The organism is Paenibacillus tabacirhizosphaerae (assembly GCF_040812395.1).
Lineage (GTDB): Bacteria > Bacillota > Bacilli > Paenibacillales > NBRC-103111 > Paenibacillus_E.
Genome location: NZ_JBFNXH010000003.1, coordinates 47,872 through 60,718 on the forward strand (window position 1 = coordinate 47,872; position 12,847 = coordinate 60,718).

A 12,847-nucleotide genomic window follows, 5' to 3' on the forward strand; every position below is an offset into this window, starting at 1 on the left:
GGCTGACTTCCTTTACCCAACGCTCAGCTACATTATAACGCAACATGTCGCTATTCGCTAAGAACAGAATCATACTCTCGTTTCGTTTCAGCCACAGCTAATTGTAGCGTATGGTATCGTTGTTCTAACGCATTCCTTATTCGATTGACCTCGCGAAGTTTGTTCTCAATCTGTGAGATTGTAGCGTTTATCTTATCTTGAACAAGCCAATCGCTTATAAAGCCATCAAAAAAATAATCGGAGAACCGAAGGAAGTCGCTGATGTTGATATCCATATCAAGCGTTACCCGCACATCGCAAAGTTCCTTCTGGAACCGGCTTAAACTGCTTCTCGCGAAACGAATGTGATTCATCGCCTCATCGATTTTCTCATTTTTGATATGAGTGGAAAGAATACCTCCCCCTAAAATGTCAAACTTGCCCCAATTGCGGGCGGAAGTCAATATTTCTAGAGCTTGTGCCAGCTGGCCGGCTACTGTTTTTCCAGCCGACATAGCTTCGTGGAGTTCTTGAACCTGCCCCTCAACATTCACTTGAATGTCGGCAAGTGATTTCAATTGTTGGCTTTTCCCAGAATCATACGTATGGATATGAGCTTCTATTTTTTTCGTTAACTCATTCACTTCCAAGTCCCAGAAACGGATTGTATCGAGTTTTTCTTTTATTTCACTGATTTGATTCCGAATATCGACTTTTTGATGAATGGCTTCATCATATCTAAACTTCGCTTCCAACAGTTCTTTTTCTTCGGCAGCCAGCTTTTTTTGCTTTTTGTCGAGTAAGCCATACAAAAAACTGGTAAACGTGCTTCCTTTCAGTCTTGCGACATCTTTCTCTTCCTGACGAAGCTGATTTTCCAATAGGGTGATGTGTTGCTTCTGTCTGTTAAGCTCTTTTTCAAGATCGTCCAAACGCTCCATCCATACTTTCTGCAGGCGCCCTTTTTCTTTGGCTGCGGCTAATTGTTGGGTCAGTTTTTGAATCATCCTCACATCCTCCTCTCACTGGAACCTCATTATTTAGACGTTCGTTCGTCATGCAAGTTTCAGATCTTTCCCTTTTTATGGGTGACTTAGAATAAAAAGAGGTTTGGGCGCACATGTTAAAGACTGAACCTTTAACTTCCCCATGAGAAAGGATGAGCAACATGGTTGAAAACCAAAAACACGCGGGTAATTACACAGGCAGTGCTAATATGAGTGCTGAAAATCAAGATATGGAATTTGTGAATGACACCTTGGAAAATGCCCCAAACACGACACCTGTCAATATCGCCGAAGACGATATAAGCGAAAGTGATGAAGGCCATCAATTAAACCAAAAATAAATTAAAATTGACTTGCCCCTTTTTGAGCAGTCTGGTTTTCCTATCAAGGAGAAGCTGGCTGCTCTTTGTCACGGTCTGTTTAACTTGGCATATCCCTCCCCATACGATAGTATGGAATGAGGAAATTTCCAAGGACTTTCCCGAAGGAGGTTACGACCGTGGAACAAGTTATCGTCATTGGAGCAGGCCCTTGCGGTTTATCAGCAGCTGTTGCTTTGCAGCGCGCAGGCTTATCTCCCTTGCTCATAGAAAAAAGAAGCATCGTGCACTCCATCTACTTATATCCGACTTATTTACAATTTTTCAGCACGCCGGAGCTATTGGAAATCGGTGATTACTCTTTTACAACACCGCATGATAAACCTTACCGCCAAGAAGCTCTGGTCTACTATCGCGAAGTTGCTCGCCGCGAGCAGCTTCGCATCCATTCCTATGAAGAAGTTGTCCATATTGAACGTATAGCTGGTGGCTATAGGGTTCACACCGAGGACCAATTCGGCAAAAAGGGCTCTTACCCCACCCGTTATGTTGTCATTGCAACTGGTTATTTCGATCATCCAAATATGCTGGGAATACCTGGCGAAGAATTGCCTAAAGTGACCCATTATTACAAAGAAGCTCATCCTTACAGCGGTCAAAAGGTCGCTATCATCGGCGGCAACAACTCAGCTGTTGATGCAGCAATGGATTTATTGAGAGTCGGTGCTGAGGTGACTGTCATTTACCGCGGCAGCCATTTTTCAGCAAATATCAAACCTTGGGTTCGGCCTATCTTCGAGAGCATGGTGAATAAGGGGCGGATTCAAATGTGGTTCGATTCACAAGTTGAACGTATCGAGGAGCACGCAGTAATCGTCCGAAGAGGCAGCGAACAAGCTGCTCTCGAGAATGACTTTGTACTCGCCTTAACCGGCTTCCGACCGGATCGCAAACTCTTAACTTCACTAGGTGTGGCAATCCATGAGGAGAACGGCGCTCCGGTTGTTCATCCTGAGACAATGGAAACGAACATTGAAGGAATTTATGTAGCCGGCGTAGTCGCTTCATCGAAGTACGATGCCAACGAAATTTTTATTGAAACAGGACGCATGCATGGCGTTGCTATAACGAAACATATTTGCTCGAAAAACGAATCGCCGATCTAACCGACGGAGGTTCGTTTTTTTACGCATATTTTTTCCATTTTCTCGAATTTCCTCTTCCATTACGAACAAGTGTTTGTTATAATGAAATTACAAACAAATGTTCCCATTTGATGAAGGAGGTAGTTTACATGATGAATACAAGTCACAATTTCCGTTTTATTGAGCGAGATTATTGGTACCAGAAGGCATTATGTAATGCTGACTCTCTTCTGCCTAATCAGATTAACGAACTTTTGGATGAGACCCACAGCCATTTTTGTGATTATACCTTTAAGTTTTATGATGATGGATCTGTCACGATTATTGACAACGATACGAACAATAAGATTAAGCCTCGGGAATTGACGGGTGCGGTATACGATTTTTACATTCGCAAACGAATCCACCTAATTAAAGTGAACCTGCAAGAGAAGCAACTGCAATATGCTTAAGTGAAACAAAAAAGCGCCTCAAGCAGACAAATGTCCATTTGGGGCGCGCTTTTTATATGGCTAGTTATTTGATATATCGGAAACAAGCTTTGGTATGATCATTAACCATCCCTGTTGCTTGCATATACGCATAGCAAATCGTAGATCCCACGAATTTGAAGCCACGCTTCTTCAAGTCTTTGCTCATCGCATCCGATTGTTCGGTCTTTGCAGGCACCTGGCTTAATTCGTCCCAGTGATTAAAAAGTGGCTCTCCGCCCACGAACCCCCAGATATAGCGATCAAAGCTGCCAAACTCTCGTTGGACTTGGAGAAATGCCTTGGCGTTCTGAACAACAGCCGCAACCTTCAGCCGATTGCGAACAATTCCGGGATTCTGCAGCAGCTCAGTTAGTTTATTATCGTTATAATCCGCAATTAACTGCGGATCAAAGTGATCGAAAGCCTCGCGGTAATGTTCACGTTTCTTGAGAATCGTATACCAACTTAGGCCCGCTTGCGCCCCTTCCAAATTGAGCATCTCGAATAGATGGCGGTCATCATGTATGGGGACGCCCCATTCATGATCATGGTAATCTATATACAAAGGATCTGAATTGACCCAGCCGCATCTTGTTGTCATCTTCTACACCCGCCTTTTTTATAATCGAACATAAGTTCTCTTTCTATTATAAAGGCTGTCTGTACAGAAGTCTAGCTGCCTCTATGCATACGATGGGATCTCATAGAACTGGATCGTATTATGGCAAAGAATACGTGCCGCCATGTCTACGGGTATTGATTGCAGCCGCGCTATCTGTGCAATCACTTCATGAATCATACGCGGATGCGTTTCCTGCCCTGCATAAGGGCCTTCAAATGACCATGGACCATCGGTTTCGACCATCATCTGCTCTATCGGATATCGCCTTACAAGCGACTGAATTTCTTCTTCGTACAACACATCTGGCGTAATCGAGATATAATAGCCGGAACTTATCATTCGACGAATCGTCAAATCCGCACCCTTGAACCAATGGAAATGAGCCTTCGCAATCCCATGTTTCTCAAGCAAGTCACATACGATATCAGCATCTTCATACACTGCGTGCAGGACGACAGGCTTTTGCAAGCGAGCGGCAAGACCAAGAAAGCGATCCAGCAGCTTGATATAGGCTTCCAGATCGAATACTTGCCCTTTCATCCCAGCTTCCTGCCGCATGTAGTAGGGCAAGCCAATTTCACCGATTGCGGCCATTTGGCCCGCATGTTTTTCAATCCAACTCACCAATTCAAGAAGCTGTCTCTCATCTGGCAGCGATTGCTCCGGATGATATCCATACGCAGCAAACACTCGGTCCGGTGCCGCTTCTCTCAGCCTCTTCGTCACTTCGCACGAATCCAAATGCCTAGAAACAGCAATCAGTCCCTGTATATGGCATTCCGACAATTCTGAAAGTATGGCTCTTGCCTTCGATTCGTCATACATATCCAAATGAATATGGGCATCAATGCTTCTGATCATAACTGATCTCCTTACGCAGCAGCGCTTGTATATGTAGGCGCATGGTTTGAAACTCAGGCTCATGCAGAACCGCCTCTTGACGGGGCCGAGCGAATGGAATCGTCAGTTCTTCCAACACGGTGGACGGTTTATTCGATAACACATAAATCCGATCCGATAGAAACAAGGCCTCTTCAATACTATGCGTCACAAACAAAATGGACCGTTTGTTCTGTTCCCATATATTTAGCAACCACGCCTGCATATCAAGGCGAGTTAGTGCATCCAGCGAGCCAAATGGCTCGTCCAAACACATAAGCTCTTGTGGACTCAGCAAAGCTCGCAAAAAGGATACCCGCTGCTGCATACCTCCTGACAGAACATGCGGCAGTTCATTCTCATACCCGCCAAGGCCAACTTTGGGCAGCCATTCTCTTGCTTTTTCAAGCGCTCTGGCTCTGGATTCGCCTGCAACCTCCATAGCAATAACAACATTGGATTCTATGGAGCGCCAGGGAAACAGCGCCGGTTGCTGCGGCATATAGCTGATCATGCCTTTTTTCCCGGTTACATTCGCGCCATTCAACCACACCTCCCCCGCAGTAGGGGGAATAAGACCGCCAACGATGTGAAACAAGGTGCTTTTTCCACTGCCCGACGGGCCGATAATAGAAACAAATTCGCCATCATTCACATGTAAAGAGATATTTGAAAGCACTGGCACTATTTGCTTTTTCACAGGGAAAGAATGATGAATGCCCCGAAGCTCTAATTTACTCATATACGCAGCCTTCTCCTTTTACGACGAACGTTTCGCATTCCAGCGGATCACCAGCTTCTCAAGTCCCGCAATAAGCCAAAAGAACAACAAGCTCAAACTGACAATGATGATAATCGCAACGAATTCGCGATCTGCCCGGAACGAGGATTTCTGCAAGATCATGTAATAGCCAAGCCCTTCGCCACTGCCCAGCCATTCCGCAATTACCGCACCCATCACACTGTACGTCGCTGATATTTTCAGACCTGAGAAGAGGAACGGTAAAGCGTGCGGAAGCTCTAGCTTATAGAAAATTTGCTGCCTGCTTGCCCCTAGCATCTGCATGTAATTGTACATATTCCTGTCTGTTTGCATGAATCCATCCAGTGTGGCCATCGCTACGGGAAAAAAGCAGACCAAAGAAATTAAAATAATTTTAGGAAGAATGCCGAAGCCAAATAAAATAATAAGAAGCGGACCTAGTGCGATTGTCGGTACATTTTGCGATAAAATAAGAAGCGGATAAAAGCCCGCTTTAAATCCTGGAACCAAATGAAGCAAACTCGCTACTAAAATCCCCACACTAACACCCGTACCAAAGCCAATTAACATAATGCGGCTCGTCGCCAGTGTATGTATCCAAACACGCGGAAGATCCGTCGTGCCGTCCGTCATAATCTTAAACGGGCTTGGCAATAACCAACTTGCCGTATTCCCCCAAGTCACGGCAAGCTGCCATATAAGCAGCACAAGGATGACCACAATAATAGGTGGCCATCCTGCTTTATACCAGCGCTGCTGTTTCATTATCTATACTTCTCTGTCAGCTTGTCCATGGACGCGCCCGACGGGTTAAAATAAATTTTCACTTGGGAGATTACATTCGGGCTTCCCATTTCGATCATCGCTTCATTCATTTCCTTAACGATCGCAAGCAGTTGGTCAAGCTCCCCTTCCATTGTCGTCTCAAGCGGATTGACAATGTGCTTAACGCCTGACTTGGCGATAACTTCGATCGCGCGATCGACATAAGGGATGACATCCTCGTTGTTTTTCGTTTTCGGGATAATCTGGATACTAACCAGTGCATTAGCCATTGGACATATCTCCTTTTACACGCAATTATTTCGATGCGGCAGGCAAGAAATCATTCGTGAACGCCTTGTCCACTTCAAGATTTTTCTCTAGCAGCTTATGCTCCAGCATCCAATTCGCATAGTTTTCCCAAACGCTGAGTTTTTGCTCGCCCCACCGAGGCGCATCATCTTTGTACCGTGGACTGAGCCATTTCTGACTAGCCAGCACAAGCTTCTTGTCCAGATCGGGAACTGCTTTAATCAAAATATTCGCTGCATCTTCCGGCTTATCGATAGCGAATTGATACCCCTTCGCAGCTGCAGCTGTGAACGCTTTTACAAGCTCAGGCTTCTCTTTAATCATTTTCTCGCTTGTCGCCAGAACAGGTGTATAATAATCCAGTTTATCCGAATATTTGTTCAAATAAATCATATTGAGCGGCTCGCCGCGAAGTTCCGCGTCAACGCCTGTCCATGCATAATAAATCCAGGCAAAATCAATGTCCCGCTTCACGGCTGTGAAATAATCCGCATCTCCAATATTAACGATTTTCACTTTGCTGGCGTCTGCTTTCTCTGATTGCATTAGAGATTCAATCATCGCATTTTCAGCCGGTGCGCCCCATCCGCCATACGTTTTGTTTTCAAAATCCTTCGGTGATTTGATGTTTTTGGCTACAGGCGAAGCAAAGCCGGAGGTGTTATGTTGAATAACCGCGGCAATCGAAACAAGCGGCACGCCTTGAATGCGACCCTGCGTAATGCCTTCCTGATAACTGACTCCGAATTCGGCCGCTCCGGATGCGATCATCGTATCGGCACCGCCTTCACCAGGTTGAATAATTTGAACATTCAAGCCTTCTTGTTCGAAGTAACCCTGATCTTTCGCGACGTACAGTCCTGTGTGGTTGGTATTTGGCGTCCAATCCAGTACCACTTTGATATCCGTCAATTTCTTGGCTGGCGTTTGGCTTGTGGTTGCAGCCGCCGTTGCCGCAGGTGCAGCCGTTGATTTCGAATCCGATTTTGCAGGTTGAGTACCGCAACCGGATAACGCAACTGCAACGCTAACCATCATCAGTGATGCCATTTTAGTCCATTTCATTCTAGTTGTCCCCTCTCTTATTTGAACCATAAGAAAAAGCCCCCGGAATCCGGGAGCGCCATGTGAGTAGAAAATGAAAACCTATTCGGAAAAATTCCGGTTGGCATACACTTGTGCAAATTCTCTACGCTGGCATTACCCAGATCAGATAAACGGTTAGTGACGTTCCGGTCACAATCTCAGCCTGACTTCTCAAGCTCCCGTGGGTCTTATTGGTTTGTCTCTACCTTACATCAACTTGCTTTCGATTGCAATGCATAACCTCAAAAGACAATTAGACCAGCAGCCATTCTTTTATCTGATCCCCCATACGCCTCGCATCCTCATAGCCGAGTTCATGCAAAGCCTCCAACTTCAGAGGATCCTTCTCCATACGACCGACAACCACTTTCGTGGAAGGACGAATGACAATCGCACTGCCTTCTCGTTCCATCGTATCAATCATTTCCAACGTTCCATTATAAATTTCGCTGCGATTGACGAGGACATCAACAAGACCGTCATATTGCGGGTAAAAGCTCTTTGCCAGCCATCTTTGCTTAAATGGCCTCTTTCGGTAGCCTTTCTCCTTGGTCAAGATGATGACATGCTTCTTGTTCCCGTCAGAAAGTGATTTCTGCACGGGAATCGGATCGACCAATCCGCCGTCAAACAACGTCCGGCCTTCATAATGAATCGGTGTTGCGACAAATGGAAGCGAGCTTGAGGCCTGCACAATGGGCATTGTGTTCTGCATAAGCTGATGCTTCGTGTAATAGACCGCTTTACCCGTATGAGCATCCGTTGTACCTATGGCAAACTGCTGAGATGAATTGTAAAACGTATCATAATCGAACGGAACAAGTTCGTTTGGAAGCACATTAAAAATAAAATCCATGCCAAAAATACTCTTATATCGAAATAAATTGCGATAACTTAAATACCTGTAATCGCCTATATATCCGATGGTCACTTGTTTGTTGCGTCCCCGCTGTTTGGCAATGTACGAAACTGCGTTGCAAGCACCCGCCGAGACGCCAACCACATAAGGAAAATACCAATCTTGTTCCATAAAGTATTCCAAGACTCCTGCGGTGTAGACCCCTCGCATACCCCCGCCTTCCAGTACGAGTCCTATTCCTTCCATGATGCACCTTCTTTCTGTCTGTCTCAAGCCCCTTTCTAGCATACAGGAAATGTAAAATAAAAGAAATGCTCTTCCGTTTTCACTGAAATTTGAAGATCTGAAGCTGCCGTCTATTCATCAAAATGGCTGCTCTTCCATCGTTTTTACGACGGAAAGCAGCCATTTCTCAATTAGGTTACATTCTTCGTGATGCCATTCAGGCTCGCTGGGAAATCGGCGGCATTTTGCTCCCTGAGTGTTTGCGCTTCCTCGGTAAAATGCGCATGGTTCTGCTGGTTGGCTTTCGAATCTGCCCGATTATCTGCACGGTCCTTTTTGGGATCGGCGCTATTTTTCGGCATTGCGTTCACCTCCGTCATCTCAGCCATAGTATGAGGAGGTCATTCGCATTTTATGCCAGAAAGCCTTTGATTAGAGCTGCCCCTTGTACATCTCTTGATCGACAATGACAGGATCGAAGTGGCGTCCGCGCTCCGTCTGAAGGAGGTCAAACACACGGTCGAGCTCCCACGCTTTCTTATGCACGCGATCGCTGCACAGAGCATCAAATACATCGGCGATAATAGCTGCGGCAAAAGTACTCTTTTTCGTATGAAAAGCGAGTTCTATTTCCCCTAGAACTTCTTGTGGAACAACGTCACGCGCTTTTTGATCGCTGCTTGCAGCGTAATCTCCACTGGCAGCGAGAACATAAATGTCCTCTACACCTTTAGAAGTCATTTGAGTAAGCACGCCGGAGGCGAATTTTTTCATCGATTGAAGCTCAAACAAGGTTGCCGAAGATTTAATAATTTCTTCTAGCCCTGACCAGCTCTTCTCAATCGTTTTAATATCACGGTATGAACGCAGTGCAGTTACGACTGTTGTAAACAGTTTCTACGAAGTCAGCTCCGTGAGCCCTGCGCCGAATAAGCGCTGTGGAATTCCAGTTTTCTCCGATCAAATTCAAAATCCAGCAGAACCATCTTCGTCACTTGATGAATCTGTTTCTCATCATCCACAATGAGAACGACCCATGGTTCTTCATCGCCCAGCGCTTCATCAACAGAATCCGTATCTTCTTCATCAGCAAAAAGCAGTTCGTCGTCATGATCGAATGTCTGATCATTTAGTGTCATTGCACGGATTCCTCTTCTTTTGGAAACTGGATGTGAAAAAAGGATCAAAATTTGATCCAAAACTTCAGCACTCATTCCTTTACCGCCATCCGTATAGATTAGGATAATCTGATCTGCCATCTCATTCTTTAAGTGTATTCGGAATTTTCTGACAATACGTGTCGAAAATCAGTAAGACCCCTCACATTTTGCGCTTGCCCAGGAAATAAAAACAATTTCCCACCGGAGGAATGATTTCCCCTTAATTGGAGCATTGTAGTAAAGTCGAACCCCCAACAAACTCCTAGCCACTTACAAACATTCAAGGAGGAAATACAATGACAGAAACCAGACAACATCAAGCTTCCGTCAAACATGCGGAAGAAACCGCTGAAGCAGCTATTATTGTTGCCCAGAAGGCCGAGCATAAACTTCAAGCTGCCATCACGAAAGCGGATCCACAGGCGATCCAATCCGCTCAAGCCGCTCTTGTACAAGCGGACCAACAAGTCGCAGATGCACGGGATCAACTACAGACCTTCACTCAGGAGTATGGTCAACAACTGAAACAAACCTCTGAACAATTAACGCAGGCTTCACAGGACGTTGAAGCTAACCAAGAGAAGTTTCACACCCCTAAACAAATCCGATAATGATGTTTATACAGGGAGGCGATCACTATTGATCGCTTTTTCATTTTTTATAGGGATTATGTTAAAATAGTCGGATGAGTTTCTAGTTACTTGGGGAGGCACTGCATGTCATGCTTGTAATTGGTATAGCCGGGGGCACCGGATCAGGGAAAACAACTGTTGCTCGTTCGATTATTAATAAATTGGGTTCAACGAACGTCACGTTAATCTCGCAAGATAATTACTACTATCATTATGGTGAATTGACTTTAGAAGAACGAAAACGCATGAATTACGATCATCCGAATACTTTCGAAAATGATTTGCTGCTCCAACATTTAGGCGAATTAAGAAAAGGAAATCCCGTAGAAATTCCCGTTTACGATTTCTCCCAATATGCGCGATTGCCTGAAACGATTCGGGTCGATGTGAAGCCGATTGTGCTACTGGAAGGTATTCATGTGCTGACCGATAAGGAGCTCCGCAGCGCTTTGAATATAAAAGTGTTTGTTGATACAGATCCCGATGTTCGCATACTGCGCCGGCTTACGCGCGATATTAATGAGCGTGGGAGAACGCTGCAGTCCGTTTACGATCAATATTTAACGACCGTCAAACCGATTCATGATGCATTCATAGAGCCTTCCAAGAAGTATGCGGATATCATTATTCCGGAAGGCGGAGAGAATGAGATTGGCATTTCGATGCTGACGATCTTAACCGAACGCTATATGGCAGACCATGCGGCAGACTACGAAATCGGTTAATGCCATTTAATACAATAAAGACACTCCGCAACCAGCTTAGGTTCGAGTGTCTTTTTTCCTTCTATTAAGATGTAGTATCATTCTCAGTGTTTATCATTTCCCATCGGTCTGCGTAAGCATGAAATTTCTCATGAAGCGGAACCTCGTATCGGGTTAAGATCACTAGACGAACCTTCTTGATCCACTCTTTGAATGACGGATAGGTAACGAACAGATTAGCGTACCGATCGCTCATTGCAAGGAAATAAGGCCCGGGGTTTTTATCCGTTAAAAAGTTCAGAGATGTGTCCAGCGGGGTATACTTCTTTCTCTTCCCCTCCCAGGCATCAATATCTAAGCTTACTAAAGAAGACGAATGCTTCAGAAAGCTTTCCAGCAGCTTGACACGCGCATAATACGGCATTTCACATGAGATCCCCATTCTGCGCAATGTTTCCTCGTGCTGCGGGTAGAAAATCGCACGGACAAATTTCCGCTTATCTGCCCAAGCCGCAATGCCGTTAACATCATCCTCTGTCCAATCTTCAAACGTCTCGAAAATAAAAAGCGTTCCTCTGCGAGATTGAGCAGGCGGCTCATATCCAAAGGGTACTTTCAACTGTTGTTTTGCCATGAGGTCCTCCTCTAGCTGAATAATTTGCATCTGACAATTTCACGCCGCACTCTATTGTAGCATACCCCTGCCGCTTCCATAAAATGCCTGAACGCATTCGCTTCAAAACAACGAATGCGCTATAATTTAAAAGCACCTATTTTCAAATAAGGGAGACCTTTCAGATGAGAGATCCACGGCTTCAAACATTCGCTCGAAACATTATCCGCTACTCGGTGAGCCTTCAGCCCGGCGAGAACATATTAATTGAAATGATCGGCGTCAAAGACCCTGAGCTCGCCAAATGCTTCATAGAAGAAGTCTACGCTGTCGGCGGCAAACCCTTCATAGAACTCCGCGAGCCTGCCATTCTCCGCAGCTTGCAATTGGGCGGCACGCAGGAGCAATTTAAAGAATGGTCGGATTTCGAGCTTGCTCGCATGAAACAAATGGATGCTTACGTCGCTGTGCGCAGTGGTGACAACATTACCGAATCTTCAGATGTTCCGGAAAAACAGATGAAGCTGTATTTGCAGCACTTTCAGCGTCCGCTGTTCGATGAGCGCATCAACAATACCAAATGGTGCGTCATGCGTTATCCGAACTCATCCATGGCTCAACTCGCTAACAGCAGCACGGAGGCGTTCGAAGACTTCTACTTTAATGTTTGCAATCTCGATTACAGCAAAATGGCAAGTGCTATGGAATCCTTAGTGGAGATAATGAACCGTACGGATCGTGTACGACTCGTAGCTCCCGGGACAGATTTGAGCTTCTCCATTAAAAACATCGGTGCTGTTCCTTGCGCAGGCCGCAGAAACATACCTGATGGCGAGGTGTATACAGCTCCTGTGAAGACCTCGGTTAACGGTGTTATCCGCTATAACACGCCTACGATCTATGCCGGCACTTCTTTTGAAAATATTGTGCTGCGTTTCGAGAATGGCCGCATCATTGAAGCAACCAGCAACGATACCAAGAAACTAAATGATATTCTGGATACGGATGACGGAGCGCGGTTCATCGGCGAGTTCGCAATCGGGGTGAATCCATTTATCAAGCACCCCATGAAAGACATTTTATTCGATGAGAAAATCGATGGCAGCATCCACTTTACCCCTGGCCAAGCCTACGAAACAGCCGACAATACGAATCGTTCCTCCGTCCATTGGGATATGGTGTTGATCCAGCGGCCTGAATATGGCGGCGGCGATATTTATTTCGACGATGTGTTGATCCGCAAAGACGGACGCTTCGTTATTCCAGAGCTTGAAAAGCTGAATCCGGAAAATTTAATGTAGTTAAA

At 45.4% G+C, this 12,847-nt stretch carries 18 protein-coding genes; 6 read left to right on the top strand and 12 right to left on the bottom strand.

Annotation, left to right across the window (positions count from 1 at the left end):
• Positions 1–50: 50 nt before the first annotated feature.
• On the bottom strand, positions 51–986 hold the full coding sequence (locus ABRS97_RS05915) for a hypothetical protein (RefSeq protein ID WP_367811989.1): 936 nt from the start codon (positions 984–986) through the stop codon (positions 51–53).
• Between the two features lie 161 nt (positions 987–1,147).
• On the opposite strand from ABRS97_RS05915, the gene ABRS97_RS05920 reads away from it, so the two are divergent.
• The 3 genes from ABRS97_RS05920 (at position 1,148) to ABRS97_RS05930 (ending at position 2,903) form a co-directional block, all read left to right on the top strand.
• Positions 1,148–1,327 carry a hypothetical protein gene (locus tag ABRS97_RS05920; RefSeq protein ID WP_367811990.1) on the top strand — a complete coding sequence of 60 codons (180 nt, stop codon included), beginning with the start codon at positions 1,148–1,150 and terminating at the stop codon, positions 1,325–1,327.
• Between the two features lie 158 nt (positions 1,328–1,485).
• A complete protein-coding gene (locus ABRS97_RS05925; protein WP_367811991.1) occupies positions 1,486–2,472 on the top strand; it encodes a YpdA family putative bacillithiol disulfide reductase in 987 nt (328 codons plus the stop codon).
• 128 nt (positions 2,473–2,600) lie between these two features.
• A complete protein-coding gene (locus ABRS97_RS05930) occupies positions 2,601–2,903 on the top strand; it encodes a hypothetical protein (protein WP_367811992.1) in 303 nt (100 codons plus the stop codon).
• Positions 2,904–2,967: 64 nt separating this feature from the next.
• Here the strand turns inward: ABRS97_RS05930 and ABRS97_RS05935 are convergent, their stop codons facing one another.
• The 10 genes from ABRS97_RS05935 to ABRS97_RS05980 form a co-directional block, all read right to left on the bottom strand.
• Positions 2,968–3,525: a DNA-3-methyladenine glycosylase I gene (locus ABRS97_RS05935; protein ID WP_367811993.1), complete on the bottom strand. Its 558-nt coding sequence runs from the start codon at positions 3,523–3,525 to the stop codon at positions 2,968–2,970.
• Positions 3,526–3,606: 81 nt separating this feature from the next.
• On the bottom strand, positions 3,607–4,407 hold the full coding sequence (locus ABRS97_RS05940) for a TatD family hydrolase (protein WP_367811994.1): 801 nt from the start codon (positions 4,405–4,407) through the stop codon (positions 3,607–3,609).
• Positions 4,391–5,167, bottom strand: a complete 777-nt coding sequence (locus tag ABRS97_RS05945) for an ABC transporter ATP-binding protein (protein WP_367811995.1) — start codon at positions 5,165–5,167, stop codon at positions 4,391–4,393. The genes ABRS97_RS05940 and ABRS97_RS05945 overlap by 17 nt, the downstream gene beginning before the upstream one ends.
• Positions 5,168–5,185: 18 nt before the next feature.
• Complete coding sequence (locus ABRS97_RS05950) at positions 5,186–5,953, bottom strand: ABC transporter permease (RefSeq protein ID WP_367811996.1); 768 nt, start codon at positions 5,951–5,953, stop codon at positions 5,186–5,188.
• A complete protein-coding gene (locus tag ABRS97_RS05955; protein ID WP_367811997.1) occupies positions 5,953–6,243 on the bottom strand; it encodes a thiamine-binding protein in 291 nt (96 codons plus the stop codon). Before ABRS97_RS05955 ends, ABRS97_RS05950 begins: the two co-directional genes overlap by 1 nt.
• Before the next feature lie 25 nt (positions 6,244–6,268).
• Positions 6,269–7,327, bottom strand: coding sequence for an ABC transporter substrate-binding protein (locus ABRS97_RS05960; protein WP_367811998.1), 1,059 nt, complete (start codon positions 7,325–7,327; stop codon positions 6,269–6,271).
• Between the two features lie 274 nt (positions 7,328–7,601).
• Positions 7,602–8,456: a patatin-like phospholipase family protein gene (locus ABRS97_RS05965; RefSeq protein WP_367812850.1), complete on the bottom strand. Its 855-nt coding sequence runs from the start codon at positions 8,454–8,456 to the stop codon at positions 7,602–7,604.
• 167 nt (positions 8,457–8,623) lie between these two features.
• Positions 8,624–8,794: a hypothetical protein gene (locus tag ABRS97_RS05970; protein WP_367811999.1), complete on the bottom strand. Its 171-nt coding sequence runs from the start codon at positions 8,792–8,794 to the stop codon at positions 8,624–8,626.
• Positions 8,795–8,864: 70 nt separating this feature from the next.
• Entirely contained in the window at positions 8,865–9,326 is a 462-nt protein-coding gene (locus tag ABRS97_RS05975) for a DUF3369 domain-containing protein (RefSeq protein WP_367812852.1), read from the bottom strand.
• 11 nt (positions 9,327–9,337) lie between these two features.
• Entirely contained in the window at positions 9,338–9,646 is a 309-nt protein-coding gene (locus tag ABRS97_RS05980; RefSeq protein ID WP_367812000.1) for a hypothetical protein, read from the bottom strand.
• A 242-nt stretch (positions 9,647–9,888) separates the two neighbouring features.
• On the opposite strand from ABRS97_RS05980, the gene ABRS97_RS05985 reads away from it, so the two are divergent.
• Both ABRS97_RS05985 and udk read left to right on the top strand, forming a co-directional pair.
• Positions 9,889–10,203: a hypothetical protein gene (locus tag ABRS97_RS05985; protein WP_367812001.1), complete on the top strand. Its 315-nt coding sequence runs from the start codon at positions 9,889–9,891 to the stop codon at positions 10,201–10,203.
• A gap of 110 nt (positions 10,204–10,313) precedes the next feature.
• Positions 10,314–10,949 carry a uridine kinase gene (udk, locus tag ABRS97_RS05990; protein WP_367812002.1) on the top strand — a complete coding sequence of 212 codons (636 nt, stop codon included), beginning with the start codon at positions 10,314–10,316 and terminating at the stop codon, positions 10,947–10,949.
• 64 nt (positions 10,950–11,013) lie between these two features.
• Here the strand turns inward: udk and ABRS97_RS05995 are convergent, their stop codons facing one another.
• The gene (locus ABRS97_RS05995; RefSeq protein ID WP_367812003.1) at positions 11,014–11,562 is read right to left on the bottom strand and encodes a hypothetical protein; all 549 of its coding nucleotides are present in this window, start codon (positions 11,560–11,562) and stop codon (positions 11,014–11,016) included.
• 164 nt (positions 11,563–11,726) lie between these two features.
• Between ABRS97_RS05995 and ABRS97_RS06000 the strand changes: the two genes are divergently transcribed.
• Entirely contained in the window at positions 11,727–12,842 is a 1,116-nt protein-coding gene (locus ABRS97_RS06000) for an aminopeptidase (RefSeq protein ID WP_367812004.1), read from the top strand.
• The last annotated feature ends 5 nt before the right edge of the window (positions 12,843–12,847 follow it).